At 57.0% G+C, this 19382-nt stretch carries 14 protein-coding genes and 2 pseudogenes; 8 read left to right on the top strand and 8 right to left on the bottom strand.

Annotated features, from left to right (window positions below; genetic code table 11):
* The first annotated feature begins 108 nt into the window (after nt 1-108).
* Together ACR809_RS16330 and ACR809_RS16325 are read left to right on the top strand one after the other, a co-directional pair.
* Entirely contained in the window at nt 109-2535 is a 2427-nt protein-coding gene (locus ACR809_RS16330; protein ID WP_122051431.1) for a glycogen/starch/alpha-glucan phosphorylase, read from the top strand.
* 64 nt (nt 2536-2599) lie between these two features.
* The gene (locus ACR809_RS16325) at nt 2600-2938 is read left to right on the top strand and encodes an STAS domain-containing protein (RefSeq protein ID WP_117076696.1); all 339 of its coding nucleotides are present in this window, start codon (nt 2600-2602) and stop codon (nt 2936-2938) included.
* Nucleotides 2939-2976: 38 nt separating this feature from the next.
* On the opposite strand, the pseudogene ACR809_RS16320 reads toward ACR809_RS16325, so the two are convergent.
* Together ACR809_RS16320 and ACR809_RS16315 are read right to left on the bottom strand one after the other, a co-directional pair.
* A pseudogene (locus tag ACR809_RS16320) lies at nt 2977-3738 on the bottom strand (EAL domain-containing protein); the annotation flags it as partial.
* Nucleotides 3739-3900: 162 nt separating this feature from the next.
* Nucleotides 3901-4512: pseudogene (locus tag ACR809_RS16315) on the bottom strand (CSS-motif domain-containing protein); the annotation flags it as partial.
* A gap of 399 nt (nt 4513-4911) precedes the next feature.
* Here ACR809_RS16315 and ACR809_RS16310 point away from each other — a divergent pair.
* The 4 genes from ACR809_RS16310 to ACR809_RS16295 all read left to right on the top strand — a co-directional run bounded on the left by ACR809_RS16310 (nt 4912) and on the right by ACR809_RS16295 (nt 9718).
* Entirely contained in the window at nt 4912-5928 is a 1017-nt protein-coding gene (locus ACR809_RS16310; RefSeq protein WP_004179245.1) for an iron ABC transporter substrate-binding protein, read from the top strand.
* Nucleotides 5929-5949: 21 nt separating this feature from the next.
* Nucleotides 5950-7524 carry an ABC transporter permease gene (locus ACR809_RS16305; RefSeq protein WP_046654476.1) on the top strand — a complete coding sequence of 525 codons (1575 nt, stop codon included), beginning with the start codon at nt 5950-5952 and terminating at the stop codon, nt 7522-7524.
* A 1-nt stretch (nt 7525) separates the two neighbouring features.
* Nucleotides 7526-8554, top strand: coding sequence for an ABC transporter ATP-binding protein (locus ACR809_RS16300; protein ID WP_004179253.1), 1029 nt, complete (start codon nt 7526-7528; stop codon nt 8552-8554).
* Nucleotides 8555-8797: 243 nt separating this feature from the next.
* Nucleotides 8798-9718, top strand: coding sequence for a GGDEF domain-containing protein (locus ACR809_RS16295; protein ID WP_122051429.1), 921 nt, complete (start codon nt 8798-8800; stop codon nt 9716-9718).
* On the opposite strand, the gene ACR809_RS16290 is transcribed toward ACR809_RS16295, so the two are convergent.
* Nucleotides 9715-10548 carry a helix-turn-helix transcriptional regulator gene (locus ACR809_RS16290; protein ID WP_004183598.1) on the bottom strand — a complete coding sequence of 278 codons (834 nt, stop codon included), beginning with the start codon at nt 10546-10548 and terminating at the stop codon, nt 9715-9717. The genes ACR809_RS16295 and ACR809_RS16290 overlap by 4 nt on opposite strands.
* A 261-nt stretch (nt 10549-10809) precedes the next feature.
* Between ACR809_RS16290 and ACR809_RS16285 the strand changes: the two genes are divergently transcribed.
* Nucleotides 10810-11577, top strand: a complete 768-nt coding sequence (locus ACR809_RS16285) for a phytanoyl-CoA dioxygenase family protein (RefSeq protein WP_004183607.1) — start codon at nt 10810-10812, stop codon at nt 11575-11577.
* Between the two features lie 13 nt (nt 11578-11590).
* Here the strand turns inward: ACR809_RS16285 and ACR809_RS16280 are convergent, their stop codons facing one another.
* Genes ACR809_RS16280 through ACR809_RS16260 form a run of 5 tightly spaced genes read right to left on the bottom strand, consistent with a single transcriptional unit; the run spans nt 11591 to nt 16553 of the window.
* Nucleotides 11591-11932, bottom strand: coding sequence for a PTS fructose-like transporter subunit IIB (locus ACR809_RS16280; protein ID WP_004179260.1), 342 nt, complete (start codon nt 11930-11932; stop codon nt 11591-11593).
* 15 nt (nt 11933-11947) lie between these two features.
* The gene (locus ACR809_RS16275; RefSeq protein WP_004179261.1) at nt 11948-12823 is read right to left on the bottom strand and encodes a [formate-C-acetyltransferase]-activating enzyme; all 876 of its coding nucleotides are present in this window, start codon (nt 12821-12823) and stop codon (nt 11948-11950) included.
* A complete protein-coding gene (locus ACR809_RS16270; RefSeq protein ID WP_019705935.1) occupies nt 12789-15086 on the bottom strand; it encodes a formate C-acetyltransferase in 2298 nt (765 codons plus the stop codon). Before ACR809_RS16270 ends, ACR809_RS16275 begins: the two co-directional genes overlap by 35 nt.
* 49 nt (nt 15087-15135) lie before the next feature.
* Nucleotides 15136-15456, bottom strand: a complete 321-nt coding sequence (locus ACR809_RS16265) for a PTS fructose-like transporter subunit IIB (protein ID WP_122051428.1) — start codon at nt 15454-15456, stop codon at nt 15136-15138.
* Between the two features lie 20 nt (nt 15457-15476).
* The gene (locus tag ACR809_RS16260) at nt 15477-16553 is read right to left on the bottom strand and encodes a PTS fructose transporter subunit EIIC (RefSeq protein ID WP_122051427.1); all 1077 of its coding nucleotides are present in this window, start codon (nt 16551-16553) and stop codon (nt 15477-15479) included.
* Between the two features lie 309 nt (nt 16554-16862).
* Here ACR809_RS16260 and ptsP point away from each other — a divergent pair, with 309 nt between their 5' ends.
* Nucleotides 16863-19364 carry a phosphoenolpyruvate--protein phosphotransferase gene (ptsP, locus tag ACR809_RS16255; protein WP_122051426.1) on the top strand — a complete coding sequence of 834 codons (2502 nt, stop codon included), beginning with the start codon at nt 16863-16865 and terminating at the stop codon, nt 19362-19364.
* Nucleotides 19365-19382 lie beyond the last annotated feature (18 nt).

Raw genomic sequence — 19382 nt, 5'->3', positions numbered from 1 at the left:
GTGCTGAGGAATAAAAGCCATGCGGTAAAATATCTTCGTCTATACTTGGAAAAATGATGATTTACCTGCCATGGTTTTTACGCAGATACAGAGACCAGAGAGGTCAGCATGCCTGACATTAACCCGCAAAATATCAAAGAATTACGGGCGTTGGTTGAACAGCAATTACAGTACACATTGTGTGTTAGCTTAAATAAAGCTACGCATGGCGATATTTTTAACGCGGTGGCGCTGGCCATTCGTCATTTTCAACAGGACCATTTTTTGTTGAGCCAGAAGCGGCAACGTGAAGAACGTAAAAAGCGCGTTTACTATCTGTCGATGGAGTTTTTACTGGGACAGTCGCTGCGTAATAACCTTTTGAATATGAATTTACTGGCGGAGATGCACCAGGTGGTGAATGACCTGGGGTTTGATCTTGACCACCTTCTTGACGAAGAGCCCGACGCCGCGCTGGGTAACGGAGGGTTAGGGCGCTTAGCCGCCTGTTTTATCGATTCGATGGCCACCCTTGATATTGCCGCATCCGGGCATGGCATCAAATACGAATATGGTCTTTTTCGCCAATCCTTTCAAAATGACCAGCAGATCGAGCATCCGGATGACTGGCATTCCATGCACTCCCCGTGGCTGGTCGAACATCACGCTCAGCAAATCCTGATCCCGCTGGGAGGCTATATTGAACACAGCGAAGATGTTGATGGCAATTACAATCCAATGTGGCTGGGCTGGAAAACGATTATCGGTATACCCCATGACTATTTCGTTTCCGGTTACCGGGATACGACGACCAACAAGCTGCGGCTTTATAGCGCGGTGGCCTCTGACTCCTTTAATATCCATATTTTCAATCGCGGTGATTATATCAAGGCGGTGAGTGATAAAATCGCGTCGGAGAATATTTCAAAAATACTCTATCCATCCGATGAGGTGCTGACCGGAAAAGAGCTGCGGCTGACGCAAGAGTATTTTCTGGTGGCCTGTACGCTGCGGGATATATTTCGCGACTATGCCGAGGTTAATGACGATATTACTTTCCTGCCGCAGCATGTGGCGATTCAGCTGAATGACACCCATCCGGCATTAGCGGTGGTGGAGCTGATGCGTATCCTCGTCGATGAATACCGGCTGCCCTGGGAGCAGGCGTGGGAGATAACGCAAAACACCTGTGCCTACACGAATCATACGTTGATGCCGGAAGCGCTGGAGACCTGGCCGGTGACGCTGTTTGAAAAACTGCTGCCGCGTCATTTGCAAATTATATTTGAGATCAACCATCGTTTCCTTGAAGAGGTGGCCCGGCGCTGGTCGGATAAAAATCATCTGTTATCTTCGCTGTCTTTAATCGACGAACATCACGATAAGCAAATCCGTATGGCCAATCTGGCGATTGTCGGTAGCCATCGCGTGAACGGGGTAGCATGGCTGCATTCGGAACTGGTCAAGAAACAACTGGTGCCCGACTTCTATTTTATGACCCCGGAGAAATTCATTAATCAGACCAACGGCGTCACGCCGCGACGCTGGGTGCAGCAGGCTAACCCCGGCCTGGCCGCTTTTTTGCACCAACAGCTGGGGGAAGGGTGGCCAACCGATTTACCCTTGCTGTCCAGTCTGGAAAGCCTGGCCGATGATACTGCTGTTATTGATAATATCCGGGCCATTAAATTTGCCAACAAAACCGCGCTCAGCCAGCTGGTCGCTCAACGCTATGGCATCGTCCTCGATCCGCTGGCGATGTTTGATTGTCAGGTCAAACGTATTCATGAATATAAGCGTCAGTTGCTCAATATTCTTCATGTGATCGCGCTTTACCTGGATATCAAAGAGACAGGGAAAACTATCGCGCCTAAGGCGCATTTGTTTGCGGGTAAAGCGGCGCCGGGCTATCGGATGGCGAAGCTGATTATTCAGTTGATTAATACCGTCGCCCGGAAAATTAACCGCGACCCGCAGGTCGCCGGACAGCTTAAAGTGGTTTTTCTCGAAGATTACAAAGTCTCGCTGGCGGAAAAAATCATTCCGGCCACAGACCTCTCCGAGCAAATTTCCACCGCCGGGACCGAGGCGTCCGGCACCAGCAATATGAAGTTTGCCATGAACGGCGCGTTAACCATCGGCACCTATGATGGGGCGAATATCGAAATTCGCGAGGCCGTGGGGATCGATAATTTTTATCTGTTTGGCGCCGTGGCGGAAGAGATTGAAGAGAGCCGGCGCCTTGGGCATCACCATAATTTCTATCATCAGAACCCGGCTATGGCGCGTGTTGTCGATACCCTCGTGTCTGGGTTGTTCACCAGCGATCGTGAGCTGTTTGCACCCCTTCACCACATGTTGACTGAGGGCGATCATTACTGTCATTTACTGGATTTCGACAGTTATTGTCAGGCCCAGCGGCAGGCGATGGCCGATTTTGAACTGCCGGAACAATGGCACCGTCGGGCCTTACTCAATATTTGTCGGATGGGAGAATTTTCCAGCGACAGAACCATACGTGGCTACGCCCGGGATATTTGGGGTATCACCTGCTAAAGAGAGAACACGCCGGCCGAAAAAGGGACTCGTCGACGGATATCAGTCACTATTGAGGATGAGCATGAACGTTGAATTACATACCGAGCAGGGCGTAAAAATTATTGTACCTCTTGTGCGCCGACTGGATGCTTCCGTCGTGCAGGCGTTTAAGCAGCAGGTTCTGGAGGCTATCGACCCGGATACCAAAAACGTGCTGCTGGATCTGAACCACGTCGATTTCATCGACAGTAGCTGCCTTGGCGCGCTGGTTTCCATTCTGAAAAGCGTCAACGGTCAGGGCGAGTTGGCGCTGTGTTCACTCAATGACACGATTAAAAATCTGTTTAAGCTCACCCGCATGGATCGCATCTTTTCCATTAAGGAGACCCGACAGGATGCGCTGAATTCGTTGACTCAGTGATGAGATTGGTGCAGGCCCGCGGGTTATGGAGCGCCCGCTCATTCTTCGACAATCCGCGCCTTCGGTTTGCTCAGCAGGAGCATCACCAGCGCGACGTAGGGCATCGGCTTCCAGAAATAGTAGCCCTGCAGCAGATGAATATTCTGGCGATTGAGATACTCCAGCTGGACCTGGGTTTCGACACCCTCGGCAATGATGCGCAGTGACAGCGTCCGGGCCATCTCTATCACGCAGTCCAGCAGTTTGCTTGACGGCGCCTCCCCGGTTACCCGGCCGACAAAACTCTGATCGATTTTGATATAGTCGAAAATCAGCTCGTGGAGACAGGAAAGCCCGGAATAGCCGGTGCCAAAGTCGTCCAGCGCGATGGAAAACCCGCGGGAGTGTAACGTATTGAGCTTGTCCACGACCGCGTCGTTGAGCAACAGCGGCTCCTGCTCCGTGATCTCCAGCATCAGCTTCACCGCTTTCCCCTCAAAGCCGCGCTGATAGTGCAGGCAGTCATCGATAAACGACAGGGCGTTAATGTGTGACACGCTGATATTCAGGCCAATATGAAACCCATCCGGCAGCTTACTGAAGATGGGATTCATCTGGGCGGCGACCTGCGCCATCAGGCTGCGGGTCAGCGGGATAATTAAGCCGGTACGTTCGGCCAGTGGAATAAATTCCGCTGGCGAGCGCGATGGCGTCGTGCTGTTTTGCCAGCGGGCGAGAATTTCCACGCCGTATATCTCTCCGGTTTTCCCATTCACCAGCGGCTGATAGTAGGGAACGATATAGCCCTGATTGATGGCGTAGCGCAGTCTTTCCTCTTCAGAGGTATAAACATTGAGATATTTACGCATCAGGAAATAAAACAGCAGCGAAACTGAGAAAATAAAGATCAACAGACCGGAGCCATTATGGACTAAGCGGCCGGGGCTAAAGAAAAGTGAATCAGGGTAGGTAATGCGAAATGGATAGGCAGGTGAGGTAAAGACGCCCTGGTGTGGGTCAGCAGCCAGCGGCTTAACATCGCCATATCTGGCAATCATTTGGTTCTGCACCCAGAGTGCCAGCCCGTTGTTATCGGTATCGCTATATAGTGCATCACGCAGATGGATGTCGCTGATAGTGACAATCACCCGGATCGCCGCTACGCGCGCCTGATAGATCAGTACCGGCCGTTTATTGACCATCATTCTGGCCGGGAGCAGCAGCAGAGGTTCGTCAGGCAAAGACTCAGGGCTGAGCGTCAGGACCCGATTGCCGGGCAGGGACGAGCACCACACCTGGCCATCTTTTATCAGCAGAATGGTACGCAGGTGCGGCTGCAGGGCAGCTTCCGTTCCGAGCTGAAATTGACCCTGGCCGGAGCAACCACTGCGGCTAACGTTCAGCGCCGTGGCCGTCGCTTCACGAGCCTCATCCAGAATGGCTGCGATCTTTTTCGCCGCCTGACGGGCGGCGGCGACATGGGTGGCCTGGTCTGAATGCCACAATTGCCAGTTAATGACAAACACGCCAGCAAGAAATACCACCAGTGCCAGAGAAAAGGCAATCCATGCATTTCGCCGCTTTATCTCTTTCATTTATTTAGCGTGCTAAGGTAATTAGGCATAAAGGGAACCGTCCATCTGGCGTTAAAGGCTTTTCAATGATCGTAGAAGGGGGAAATCTTTCGCGATGATTGAGCATATTAAAAATATGATCCATATCACAATACCCACTGGCAAGGCCGCTTACCGCATGTAACAACGGCAGATTTTTCCACCGACAATAAAAAATCGAAATTTAATGTTTTCTTAATATAAATTCCGGTGCGGTATGTTTTTAAGCATTTTCCCATCCAGAGTGGTGCGCCGACGTTATTTTTTGCTTTTTTAAGTTTATGATAATTGTTTTCATTATCATTCTTTTTTTGCTGTGATTTAATCCTCTCCGTTCAGGCTATTTACCGTTTATTGCCCTATTTCATTAAGGATGCGTTCATGAAATTTCGCTTATCGCCCCTCCGTACGGCAGCGCTGGTTGCCGCTTCTCTGTTTCTGGCGCCGCAGGGGATGGCGGCTGACGCTCAGAACGGGATTGTGGTTTACAACGCCCAGCACGAAAATCTAGTGAAGTCGTGGGTGGATGGATTCACCAAAGAGACCGGTATTAAGGTCACGCTGCGCAATGGCGATGACAGTGAACTGGGTAATCAGCTGGTTCAGGAAGGCTCCGCGTCGCCGGCCGATGTGTTTCTGACCGAGAACTCGCCGTCGATGGTGCTGGTCGATAATGCCAAACTTTTCGCCCCGCTGGATGCCGCCACCCTGCAGCAGGTTCCGGCGCAGTACCGTCCGCAGCATGGGCGCTGGATCGGCATTGCCGCGCGCAGCACCGTTTTTGTCTACAACCCGGCGAAAATCAGCGAGGCGCAGCTGCCGCATTCCCTGATGGATCTGGCAAAACCGGAGTGGAAAGGGCGCTGGGCGGCTTCGCCATCGGGGGCTGATTTCCAGGCTATCGTCAGCGCGATGCTGGCGCTGAAGGGTGAGCAGGCGACTCTCGACTGGCTGAAGGCGATGAAAACCAACTTTGTCGCTTACAAAGGCAATAGCACGGTGATGAAAGCGGTCAACGCCGGGCAGATCGACGGCGGGGTGATCTACCACTATTACCGCTTCGTCGATCAGTCAAAAACCGGCGAAAACAGCAAAAACACCCAACTGTATTACTTCAAACACCAGGATCCGGGCGCCTTCGTCAGCATTTCCGGTGGCGGTGTGCTGGCTTCCAGCAAACATAAAGCGCAGGCGCAGGCCTTTATTAAATGGATCACCGGCAAGCAGGGGCAGGATGCACTGCGCACCAATAACGCCTTCGAATATGCCGTGGGGGTAGATGCGGCCTCTAACCCGAAACTGACCCCGCTGAAAGATCTGGATGCACCGAAGGTAGAACCTTCCTCGCTGAACAGTAAAAAGGTCATTGAGCTGATGACGCAGGCTGGCCTGCTCTGATCCTGAGGAAGTGATGTTGCTATGTCTGTTCTGAGTTTGTCGCTCGGAAAGAAAACAGGACGCCTGCCCGAGCGCAGGCGTCCTGCATTTCCGATGGTGGCGTTAGCGCTGCTGTTTTCATTGCTGGCGCTGTTGCCGTTAGGGTTTGTGGTGGCGGTTGGGTTCGACACCGGCTGGCCGACCATTAAAGCGCTGGTCTTTCGTCCGCGGGTAGGGGAGCTGCTCAGCAATACCCTGTGGCTGACGGTGCTGGCGGTCCCCATCAGTATTGTGCTCGGCGTGACGCTGGCCTGGCTGACGGAACGTACTGCCCTTGCCGGTCGGCAGCTGTGGTCGGCGCTGGCGGTAGCCCCGCTGGCGATCCCGGCCTTTGTCCAGAGCTACGCCTGGGTCAGTGCCGTGCCTTCGCTGCATGGCCTCTCCGCCGGGGTGTTTCTCTCGGTGCTCGCCTACTATCCGTTTATTTATATGCCGGTGGTGGCCGTGCTGCGCCGCCTCGATCCCACCCTTGAAGATGTCGCCGCGTCGCTGGGCACGCCGGCGTGGAAAGTGTTCTTCCGGGTGGTGCTCCCGCAGCTGCGTCTGGCAATCTGCGGCGGTGCGCTGCTGGTGGCCCTGCATCTGCTGGCGGAATATGGCCTGTATGTGATGATCCGCTTCGATACCTTCACGACCGCTATTTACGATCAGTTCCAGTCGACCTTCAGCGGTCCGGCCGCCAATATGCTGGCAGGCGTGCTGGCCTTGTGCTGCCTGGCGATCCTGCTGCTGGAGAGCGCCTCACGCGGTAAAGCGCGTTACGCGCGTATCGGCGCCGGGGCGGCCCGCGAGCAGAAGCGGCTTGTGCTGGGTAAAGGGGCCGCTTTTGGCGCGCAGCTACTGCTTCTGCTGCTGGTGATGCTGGCGATGGGGGTTCCCTTACTGGTCCTGTGCCGCTGGCTATGGCTGGGCGGCATCGACAACTGGCTGCATGCCGATCTCTGGCATTCTCTGCGCCAGACCCTGCTCCTGGGGGCGGGCGGGGCGCTGCTGACAACGGTTTGCGCGATCCCCATTGCGTGGCTCGGCGTGCGCTATCCGCGCCCGCTGTTCCGCCTGCTGGAGGGGTGTAATTACATCACCAGCTCGCTGCCCGGTATTGTCACCGCGCTGGCGCTGGTGACGGTCACCATCCACTACGCCCGTCCGGTGTACCAGACCGAAGTGACGCTGTTTCTGGCCTATCTGTTGATGTTTATGCCGCGTGCGCTGATTAACCTGCGCGCCGGTATCGCGCAGGCGCCGGTGGAGCTGGAAAACGTTGCCCGTAGTCTCGGACGCAGTCCGGCCCGCGCCCTGTGGAGTATCACTATGCGGCTTGCCGCGCCGGGCGCGGCCGCAGGTGCCGCGCTGGTGTTCCTTGGCGTCAGCAATGAGCTCACCGCCACGCTACTGCTTTCGCCGTTAGGCACCCGCACCTTGTCGACCGGTTTCTGGGCGTTAACCAGTGAGATCGACTACGTAGCGGCGGCACCGTACGCGCTGTTGATGATCGTCATTTCGCTGCCGCTGACCGCGGTTCTTTATATGCAGTCGAAAAAAATGGCAGGGTTGTAACATGCTGGAATTGTCTTCTATTTCGAAATCCTTCGCTGATGCGCTGGTCCTCGATAATCTCAATCTGACCGTAGCGCCGGGGAGCCGGACGGCCATTGTTGGTCCGTCCGGCTCGGGGAAGACCACGTTGCTGCGCATTCTCGCCGGTTTTGAAACGCCCGATCGCGGGCGGATCGTCATGCACGGTAAGTCTCTGTTTGCCGACGGTGTGTTTGTCCCCGCCCACCAGCGACGGATCGGCTATGTTCCGCAGGAAGGGGCGCTGTTTCCTCATCTTAATGTTGCGGACAATATCGCCTGGGGGCTCGACGCCAGCCGTGAGGAGAAGCGTCGCCGCGTGGGGGCGCTAATGGAGATGGTCGCCCTCGACGCTGGCCTGGCGAGCCACTGGCCACATGAAATTTCCGGTGGTCAGCAGCAGCGCGTTGCCCTGGCCCGTGCGCTGGCTCAGCAGCCGGCGCTGATGCTGCTGGATGAGCCGTTTTCTGCACTGGATACCGGGCTGCGCGCCAGCACACGCAAAGCGACGGCGGACCTGCTGGCCGAGACGGGGATCGCCTCGATTCTGGTGACTCATGACCAGAACGAGGCGCTGTCGTTCGCTACGCAGGTGGCGGTAATGCGTCAGGGGCGCTTCGCCCAGGTTGGAACCCCGCTGACGGTTTACTCGCAGCCGGTGGATGAAGAGACGGCGTTATTTCTTGGCGATGCCCTGATCCTCCCCGCACGCCTTAGCCCCGGCCGGGCAAGCTGCGCGCTGGGGGACCTGGCGACGGACGCACTGCATCCTGCTGGCGAAGGTAGGGTGATGCTGCGTCCGGAACAGCTGAGCGTCAGTGTGAGCGGGCCGCAGGAAAGTACCGCCATTATCCGCGATGTCGATTTCTCAGGCCAGCTTTCCACGTTGACGCTGTCGATGGCTGGGCACGAGCGGCCGATTGTCCTGCGAACCGTGAGCCAGCCGGCGTGGCAGCCCGGCGCGATGGTGAGACTGACGGTCAGCGGCAAGGCGCGAGTGTTTAGCGGCTAAACCCTGAGCAGGCGGCGCCGGCTATCGCCGGTGCCGCACAGAAAGCTAATCAGGCGGAGGATGAAGCCGATAGTATCCGCGCCACTGACCTCGTCGCCATGGAGTGGTAGTACGTTGGAACAATTCCGCGGGGTCAGTCCAGTTCCCGCCATTTTACCGAACCGTCGCTTTTTCATTCGTCCCTCTACGCTTAACTGTTATCCTGTCTCGCGATCGGCCCTGTTGTTACCATGAGACACCGCTATGCCTGAACTCCATACTCCTGCGAATCGCCCCGGCCCGGCCGCTGTGGCCCGGGTGACGCTCCTGCCTGCGCTGCTGATTATCGTTGCTGTTGCTGTCGGCTGCGCCCTGGTGTCGCCTCCGGTCGGTACACGACACGAGATCCTGAATAACCCCGGCCTCTATATCGATCTGCTGGCGTTGTTGTTTCTGGTGTTTATGCTGTGGAGCTCGGCGAAGGTGCGGATGAGCCACATTGCCGTCAACTGCGTACGCTATGGGCTGCTGTTGTGGATTGCCGGCGGCACCTTTGACGTGATGGATGAGATCGTGGTTCAGCCGCGCTGGATGGGCTACTACTGCGAAGATCTGCTGCGCCTCTCCGGGATGCTGCTTACCGTGGTGGGGGTCTACAAAATTATTGAGCGAATCAATTTGCTGTACGTCGATGCGCGCTCGCAATCCCTGAAGGATGAACTGACCCAGTTACCCAACCGGCGTTTTTTCATTGATACCATTCGCGAGAAGTCCGGGCATGCGCTGGGACTCATGATTCTGGATATCGATTTTTTTAAGAAAATCAATGATAGCTGGGGCCACCTGGTGGGGGATGAAGTGTTATTTTCGCTGGGGAAACAGCTGGCGAAACTAACCAGCGAGCAGGTCCAGCCGGCGCGGATCGGTGGGGAAGAGTTTGCCATTATCGTCGATGGCCTGTCGGAGCCCGAGCTGCACGCTCTGGCGCAGGCGATCCTTGCTAACGCCCGCATCATCCTGATCAATCATCAGACGCCGCTGTCGATCAGCATTGGCGTCGGAACCTGGCGGCCAGGCGAAGCGCAGGAGACGTTTATCCGTAAAGTCGACGAGGCGCTGTACAAGGCCAAGCATAACGGCCGCGGCCGCGTGGAGTGGGCGCCATCTGCCGGTTCGGCAGGTTAGGCCTGCTGCGCGCTACGGCAGTGTCGCCGATACTCCGATGGCGAGCGTTCTGTGTAGCGTTTAAAAACCCGACAAAAATAGTTGCTGTCGACAAAGCCGCAATTATGCGCAATCTCTTTCACCTTCAGGTCATAGCCGCGCAATAGCTGCTTCGCCTTTTCCAGACGGACACGGGTCAGATATTCATTAAATCCCACCGAGCCTGATTTCTGAAAAATATGCGAAAGATAGTTGGGCGTGATGTGAAAACGTTTGGCTACCGATTCCCGCGTCAGCGGTAGACTGAGATTTTCCTCAAGGTAGTCCTGGACGGCGAGAAACAGATCCCGGCTGCGGCTGACGCGCATCTCCAGCCCGACCAGCTGTTCACGACAATGACTCAGCAGCGCGGCAACCACCAGTCGCGCGGTCAGCGGATCGGGCTGCAGGCTGACTTCATTCAGGCTCAGCAACAGGTAGGAACCCACGCGCGGCCCAAGCCGGGAAACGCTCTGTTTTTCCGTGTGCAGGCTTTTTCCGTCCCAGCGCTGAATACTGAATCCCAGTTTCTGCCGACCAAACAGAATGCTCAGGGTAGTGGCCGGGCCGGTCCACTGCGGCAGCGTCCACTTCCCCGCCTGCACGTACAGTACCTGCAGCGTGGTTAACGTCGAGGCGGCCAGCGGCAGTCCCTGTTCATTCAGTTGGCCCTCCAGCACAATTTCCAGACGCGGAAACGGCACGTTGAAGGCGAGGGCAGGCACGGAGATATCCGGCTCAGGAAATCTCACCTGTAGGTGATCTTTTTGACCGATTAACCGATGCAGTATATCCGGCAGATCTTCAATCATTCTTTGCCCTCAGCATGCGCATTATCCTGTTGATGGTAATCTATTTTTTCCTTCCCGGCAGCGTTAGTTTAGCCATTTTGCGCAGCGGATTGCCGGCCAGCTGCAGCGCATGCATCGCCGGAAAAGAGATTGTTGATGTCCATCACACTTTGTGGGCTCGCGTACGTATGTCCAGTTTTTTGTAGCGCTCGCCTCGTGTCATGCCGCGGAGGGACCAGTAGAGTTTGTTTGTGTTATCGGAACGTTAAAAAGGAACGTAAAATGAACTCATCATCGGCTAACTTTCTCGATGCGTTAGGCGCCAGCCAGACGCTCAGCGCGCAAATGAAACACGAGCTCGACACCCTCGGCTACACCGTCGTGCATAACGTCGTTGACGCCCAGTGGCTGAGCGAAATGCGCCTGCTTATTGACACCCTGGTTGAACGCGAAGGCGATAATCTGGCGATGGAGCACCATCAGGAGGCGACGGCGACGCGGATCGCTAACCTGATTAATAAGGGGGTTATCTGGGAGAAAGTCTGGTCACACCCGCTGATCCTCTCCGCTTGTCGCTATATCTTCAACGGGGATTTTAAAGTCTCCAGCCTGAACGCCCGCGAGGCGCTGTATAATGGCGGCCACCAGCCGCTGCACGCCGACTGGAAAAAGCCGCGCCCGGATTTTCCCAAAGTCCACCTGGTGAATACCATCTGGGCGATAGACGATTTGAGCGCCGCCAACGGTGCACCGCGGATCATTCCTGGTACCCACCTCCGCCCCGAGTTACCGGAGGAGGTGCTGGCCGACCCGGAACAGGCCCATCCCGATGAGATTGTGTTTGCCGCGCCGGCCGGCAGCGTGATGATCTACAACGCCCACGCCTGGCACGGCGGCACCCGTAATCGTGAAGGCAGCAGACGACGCGTACTGCATGGGTTATATATCGATCGTGCGGATACGCCGCAGCAGGACCAGCGGCGCTGGCTCACGCCGGAGACGGCAAGCCGCCTGACGCCGGCGCAAAAGTGGCTGCTGGATGTAGAATAAGGTCTGTCGCCGGTCAGGGAAGTTCTACATAGACGACCGGCTTTTTCATGATGCTTTTCACGGCCTCGACGATCTGCTGCGGCTGCAGCAGGAAGCTCTTGATGCTGGTTTTAATCGTCCGCAGGCCGCGAAAGCGATGAGGGTCGTCGATTTCGATATCCGTCACCAGCAGCACCACTTCGGCGCGGGCGATATCTTCCGCGGTGATCCGATTTTCTACGCCGAGCGCCCCCTGGGTTTCCACCTTCAGGTGCCATTTTTCATGATGACCGACCTTTTCCAGTCGTTCGGCGGCCATGTAGGTATGTGCCACGCCGCTGACGCAGGCGGTGACGGCGACAATATTGAAGTCCATAACATCCTCCTGGCGTTAACCGCCGATAGTGACGTGGAAACCGGCCGCTTCGGCCATCACCCGATATGGTTGAATTTCCGCTTCGTCAGGCGCTTTCACGCTGGCCAGCGTCCAGGGTTTGCCCAGCAGACGGTATTTGGGCTCGCCATATTGATGAAACGGCAACAGGTGCATTTCTTTTAGCGCGAAAGGGGCGAGGAACGCCAGAATCTGGCGAAAATTATCGGTATTCAGGGTGTAGCCGGGGATCAGCGGCACCCGCGGGATCAGGTTGATTTTTCTCGCCGCCAGCTGGCGAAAATTGTCCAGCACCCGTGGCTGATTCATTCGCAGCAGCGACCGCGCCCGCTCAGGTTCCATGATTTTAAAATCAAACAGCACTTCATTACAGGCTTCGGCCACCGGCAGAAAGCGGTCAAAAGCGCTGTCGCCCGCGGTTTCGATGGCGGTGCGGATCCCCCACTGGCGCAGGCGCTGGAGAAAGCGGGCGGCAAACCCGGCCTGCATGAGCACTTCGCCCCCGGAGAGGGTGACTCCGCCGCCGGAGGCGCGAAAGAAGACCTCATCCTTCAGCACCTCCTGCAACAGGTTATCCAGCGTCACATCGCGGCCAATCTGTTCCCACGCTCCGGATGGACATTCGGCAACGTCCTGCTGGCAACGGGTGCAGCGCAGGCATTTGCTCTCCCGGCGCAGGGTCTGAATCCTGGGTGAAATTGATTCGGGATTGGCGCACCACGGACAGGTATGAGGGCAGCCTTTAAAAAAGACCACCGTGCGGATCCCTTGTCCGTCATTGAGCGAGTAGCGCTGGAGGTTAAAAATACGCGCCCGGTCGGCGCGCGTGTCGATGACCTCACAGCTGATGCGCGGTGCGGCGGATAATGTCATCCTGAATCTCCTTCGACAGCTCAACAAAGAAGGCGCTGTAGCCCGCGACCCGTACCACCAGACCGGCAAAGTCCTGCGGCCGCTGCTGCGCTTCACGCAGGGTGTCGGCATTGACCACGTTGAACTGAATATGCTGCAGCTTGAGCTTGCAGAAGGCCTGTAAAAAATCGGCCAGTTTGTTCAGGCCGCCGTCGCCGGCCAGCGTTGCCGGAGTGAATTTGACGTTCAGCAGCGTACCGTTCGACAGCAGATAGTTATCCAGCTTGCTGACCGATTTCAGCACTGCCGTCGGCCCCTGGGAATCCTGACCAACCATCGGCGACAGGCCGCCGTCCGCCAGCTGTTCTCCGGCCAGCCGCCCGTCCGGGGTGGCGCCCACCACCGAACCCAGCGGCACGTGCGCGGAGACGGTGTAGGAGCCGGGGGTAAAATGACCGCCGCGCGGGTTCAGATACTGCTCGACTTCTTTGCAGTAAAAACGCAGCAGATCGGCGCTAATATTGTCGACATCGTCGATATCGTTGCCGTACTTGTCAAAACGGTTAATCAGCCGGGCGCGGATCTTTTTCCCTTCCGGCGTCTGGAAATTGGCTTTCAGCACGGCCATCAGTTGGTCAAAGCTGAGACGCTGCTGGTCGAAGACCATACCCTTCAGGGCGTACAGCGAATCGCTCAGGTTAGCGATTCCGATACCCTGAACGCCGGAGAAGTTATAGCGCGCGCCGCCGGCGGTGATATCTTTGCCGTGCTGCACGCAATCTTCAATGAACGAGGAGAGCAGCGGGACCGGCGCCCAGTCGCGGTGGCCGATATCGCAAATGTTGCTGCCCTCGACCATCAGCTTGATGTAATGGCGGATTTTGTCGCGGATCTGGCAGATAAGGCCGTCCCAGCTGACGTCAGGCTGATGTTCATTTTCCTGCAGCACAATTTCCATCACCTTCAGCAGATTAAACATGGCGATATCATGCAGGCCGTAGGTGCGCCCTGGAATAGAGAGCTCCACGCAGCCGACCACCGCGTAATCTCTGGCATCTTCCAGCGACACGCCGCGGTTAAGGAAGGCCGGCACGACCACCTCATCGTTGAAAATCTGCGGGATGCCGGTGCCCAGGCGGATGGTTTCGGCAGTTTTGCGCAGGAACGGGCGATCAATCAGCTCGTTGACCCGCACGCCCAGATTCGGCTGCGGCAGCTGAACGTTTTGATAGGCGTCGAGGCATAAAAATGACAGCACGTTGACCGCGCTGCGCCCGGTGTCCGTCAGCCCGCCGAGCAGGGCGGTATAGCCGGTGGGAAAACCCGCGAAATAGCGCGCGCTGCTGGAGGAGCGTAGCAGGACGATATCGTTGCATTTCACCCACAGCGACTCCAGCAACTCCTTGAGATATGCGGGATCCTGACCCTGATTCAGCGATGCCTGATAAAACGGCAGCATGTACTGGTCAAAGCGTCCGAGTGAAATCGAGCTGGCGTTGGATTCGTATTGCAGAATGATATTCATATACCAGAACAGCTGGCAGGCCTGGGGGAAGTCCGTTGGCCGATGCTGCGCGTTGTGGCGCGAAATAGCGGCGATGGTTAACAGCTCCTGCTGACGCTGCGGGTCCTGACAGTGCCCTGCCATCTCCTCGGCCAGCGCGGCGTAGCGCAGAATATGGCGCTGGGAAGCTTCCAGCAGGATCAGTACCGCCTGATAAAAGGGGTTCTCCGGTTGCCGGGCGCAGTGCGTTTTGAGCTCGGAGACCAGGGCGCCAAGGCCATGATTCAGCAGCCGTGGATAGTCGATGATGATATGGCCCTGGCCTTTATCGGTCTGGTTCACGCTAAATATCTGGGTGTTGACGGCGGCCTTGACCTCTTCGGTCATCTGGCCGTTGATGAAATCTTTCATTGAACGCTTTTCCCAGTAGGGGTACAGCGTTTCGCGGTAGATTTGCTTATCTTCTTCGCTTATCGCGAAGCGGTCCTGTGGGCGGGTCGGGAAGGCGTCGAGCTCGTTGAGCAGCCAGTAGGGGTCCATCTCGGGCGACATAATCCCTGCCCGCGGTTTGACGGTGCGGTTGCCGGCGATCAGTTCATCCTCACGAATCGAAATCATCACCTTATCGAGGATCCACGCGGTGGCTTTCGCCCGGCGGATAATCACCGGCTCGCCCTCCGTCTGCCGATGGCTGGCAGTGTAGAGTAATGCGCGCTCAAGGGAGATTTCGCGCGGCTGGGCGAACAGGCTGGCTTTCAGGCGTTGGGTACGATTCGTCATGATAAACTCCATGTTGTGGCGAAGGGCGCGAAGGCGCCCTTTTAAGGCTTCAGGCGCTCTGGGAAAGGTGGCTGTCTATCTTGTTCATGATGGCGTCGGCGCGCTTGACCGCATCGCTGATATTGACGCGCACGATAGTTTTCCCGGCAAAACGCTCTTCGAATTTGATGCCGATATCTTTGGTCAGAATGACCATATCGGCGGTGGCAATCTCCTCCGCCGTCAGTTCGTTTTCAATGCCGATAGAACCCTGCGTTTCAACCTTGACCTGCCAGCCTTTGGCTTTGGCGGCGCTTTCCAGTGATTCAGCGGCCATGTAGGTGTGAGCCACGCCCGACGGGCAGGCGGTGACAGCGATAATGTGGGTCATAATCTGTTCCTTCCAGTCTGTTAGTTAATTTCGAAATCAAGGTCTAGTTCATCGTCAGTGGCGACGTTAGTGGGTTTCTTTTTGGCGAAGGCTTTCAGCAGGATGACGCAGGCAGCGCTGACGCAGGCGCCGACCAGCAGCGCGGCAACAAACCCGAGCTTGCCCTGGACCACCGGCAGCACGATAAGCCCGCCCCAGCCGGCGTAACACTGGGCGCCCATCAGCGCGGCGGTGACGCAGCCGCTGGCGGCGCCAATCATATTGGCCGGAATGACGCGCAGCGGATCCGCGGCGGCAAAGGGAATCGCCCCTTCGGTCACGCCGACACAGCCCATCACCAGCGCGGCTTTGCCGGTTTCCCGCTCTTCGGCGGTGAAATATTTGCGGCCAATCAGCGTCGCCAGCCCCATGCCCAACGGCGGTACGGCGATACCGACGGCGGCGATAGCCACCACGCTGTAGACGCCCTGCGAAACGCAAATCAGCATGAAGGCGTAGGCAACTTTGTTCACCGGGCCGCCCATATCAAAGGCCAGCATCAGACCCATAATGATGGCCAGCACCACGATGCTGCCCTCGCGCATCCCCTGCAGCCAGCCGGTCAGGTTAGCGGTCAGCGCGCCAACCGGCTCGCCAAGCCCCCACATCATGATCCCGGCGGTGATAAAGGTGCCGACGATGGGAATGATGAAAATCGGCATCACCGAGCGCAGAACTTTATGTACGGGGATTTTTTTCAGGTAATAGACCACCAGGCCGCCAATCATGCCGGCGATCAGCGCGCCGAAGAACCCGGCGCCAAAACTGTTGCCCACCCAGGCGCCGATGGAGCAGGGGGCCAGCGCGGCGCGGTCAGAAATGGAGTAGCCGATGTAGGCGGCGAGAAAGGGCACCATCAACGTCAGCCCGGCGACGCCGATATCAAAGAGTTTCTTCAGGTTGGGGTCGGAGGCAGCATCGGGTACCGCGCCTTTGCCATACAACATGACGGACACCGCCAGCAGGATCCCGCCGGAGACCACGAAGGGGATCATATGTGACACGCCGGTCATCAGATGCTGGCGGGTATTTTTTAGTATTTGCACCAGTTCGTTCATTGCTTGCTCCTGAGCGCTGTAGGGCCCGTGACAGTATGGATGGCTCAACATTAGAAAAAGGGCGTCGCATAAAACAGTAGAGAAAAAGTGCATTTACTGGATATTTGTAAGATGAGAAAAGAATTGCGATCCACCTCAAATCTTAGTGATGACAGGAGATATGAGAGCTAACAGGGTGGAATTGTGATGGCGGGCATAAAAAAATATTGTGTGTACAATAGTCCAGTAATTGCCAGTTTTATCACCTAGTGCCTGGGGCTGTCTTTTATTACTTTTTGAGGAAATAATGGATTGCTCTGGAGGAAGGCGATGGCTCTGGTCATTGAATTTACATGTGATTTGCCCAACGGCGTGCATGCGCGTCCGGCCAGTCTGGTCGAAACGCTGTGTAACCGTTTTTCATCAGCGATTGAGTGGCGGAACTTGCGCCGCGGGACCGGCGGAAATGCCAAAAGCGCGCTGGCGATTATCGGCAGCAATACCCTGAAGGGCGACGCCTGCCAGCTGCTTATCAGCGGCGAAGATGAAGCTGAGGCATTCGCCGCGATAACGGCCTTTATGCGCGATGAGTTTCCTCACTGTGACGCGCCGCTGCCCGCTGCGCCAACGCTGGATGTCCAGCCGGTGCCAGAGTCGCTTTCGCGGCTGAACCCGACGCTGTTTCATGCCCACCCGGTGTGCGCCGGCAGCGCGGGAGGGACGCTGGTTCATCTCAAATCACGCGATCTGCACGAGCTGGGCGAACTGCCCGTCGCCGTCAGTCCCGAACAGGAGCAGGCGGCGCTGGATAATGGCCTGCGCCTGCTGGTGAAAGATATCGAGCTGCGGCTGCTGGACAATGACGGCACCGCCAGCGCGATCCTGGAAGCTCACCGTTCGCTGGCGACGGATGCCTCGCTGCGCCAGCACCTGCTTGGTGGCATCCTCACCGGCCTCAGTTGCGCCCAGGCGATTGTCGCCACCGGCGACCACTTCTGCGCCCAGTTCCGCGACTCCGGCAACAGCTATCTGCAGGAGCGGGTACTGGATGTACGCGACGTTTGCTTCCAGCTGTTACAGCATATCTACGGCGAAGCTCGTTTCCCGGCGCCGGGCCAGCTGCGGGAAGCGGCCATTTGCCTTGCCGACGAGTTGACCCCCAGCCAGTTTCTGGAACTGGATAAAACGCATCTCAAAGGACTGCTGCTGCGCAGCGGCGGCACCACCTCGCATACCGTGATTCTGGCACGCTCATTCAATATCCCTACTCTGGTGGGCGTGGATTTAGCCGCGCTGCTGCCGTGGGTAGATACGCAGGTGCAGATTGACGGCAACGCCGGGCTGTTGGTGGTGGATCCGAGTCCGGCGGTAGCGCGCTACTATCAGCAGGAGGCCTGGCTACAGGCGCAAATCCGGCAACAGCAGCAGGTATGGCTGGATAAAGCCGGGCAGACGCAAGACGGTATCCGCGTGGAAATCGCCGCCAATATCGCCCATTCGGTGGAAGCGGTGGCGGCATTCAACCAGGGCGCGCAGTCGGTAGGGTTGTTCCGCACTGAAATGCTGTATATGGATCGCCCGAGCGCGCCGTCGGAAGATGAGCTGTACAACATCTTCTGCCAGGCGCTGGAACCCGCTGCCGGGCGCAGCATTATCGTGCGGACTATGGATATCGGCGGCGATAAGCCGGTGGCCTATCTCAACATCCCTGCGGAAAACAATCCGTTCCTCGGCTACCGCGCGGTGCGCATTTATGAAGAGTATCAGGCGCTGTTTCACACTCAGCTACGGGCGATTTTACGCGCCTCGGCACACGGCTCGCTGAAGATTATGATCCCCATGATTTCATCAATGGAAGAGATCCTGTGGGTGAGAGAGCGACTGGCGGAGGCCAAACAGTCGCTGCGCGTCGAGCAGATCCCGTTTGATGAAAAGATCCCGCTCGGCATCATGCTGGAAGTGCCGTCGGTGATGTTTATCATCGATCAGTGCTGTGAAGAGGTGGATTTCTTTAGCATCGGCAGCAACGACTTAACGCAGTATCTGCTGGCGGTGGATCGCGATAACGCGAAAGTGACGCGCCACTACAACAGCCTGAATCCGGCCTTCCTGCGCGCGCTGGACTATGCCGTGCAGGCGGTGCATCGGCAGGGGAAATGGATTGGTCTGTGCGGCGAACTGGGGGCCAAAGGATCGGTGCTACCGCTGCTGGTAGGCCTCGGTTTAGATGAATTGAGCATGAGCGCACCGGCGATCCCGGCAACCAAATCGCGCCTGGCCCAGCTGGACAGCCGCGCCTGCCGCCAACTGCTGAATCAGGCCATGCAGTGCCGTACCTCACTGGAAGTGGAGCATCTGCTGGCCCAGTTCCGCATGCGTCAGCAGGATGTCCCGCTGGTGAGCGCCGAGTGCATTACGCTGAATAGCGACTGGCGCAGTAAGGAGGAGGTGCTGAAAGGGATGACGGATAATCTGCTATTGGCCGGCCGCTGTCGCTATCCGCGTAAGCTGGAGGCCGACCTGTGGGCTCGCGAGGCGGTGTTCTCCACTGGTCTGGGCTTTAGCTTCGCCATTCCGCACAGTAAATCCGAGCATATTGAGCAGTCGACTATCAGCGTCGCGCGGCTGGCGCAGCCGGTGATATGGGGCGATGAAGAGGCGCAGTTTGTGATTATGCTGACGCTGAATAAGCACTCGGCGGGCGATCAGCATATGCGTATCTTCTCGCGGCTGGCGCGGCGCATTATGCACGCGGAGTTCCGTCAATCTCTGGTATCCGCGGAGAGCAGCGAGGATATTGCCGACCTGCTGCGCCGCGAGCTGGAACTGTAATTGTCTCTCCGGCCAGCG

The organism is Klebsiella sp. CD33 (assembly GCF_051992865.1).
Taxonomy (GTDB): domain Bacteria; phylum Pseudomonadota; class Gammaproteobacteria; order Enterobacterales; family Enterobacteriaceae; genus Klebsiella; species Klebsiella pneumoniae.
The sequence above is the reverse complement of the archived record's forward strand: the minus strand, read 5'-3'. Positions and strand labels throughout refer to the sequence as shown.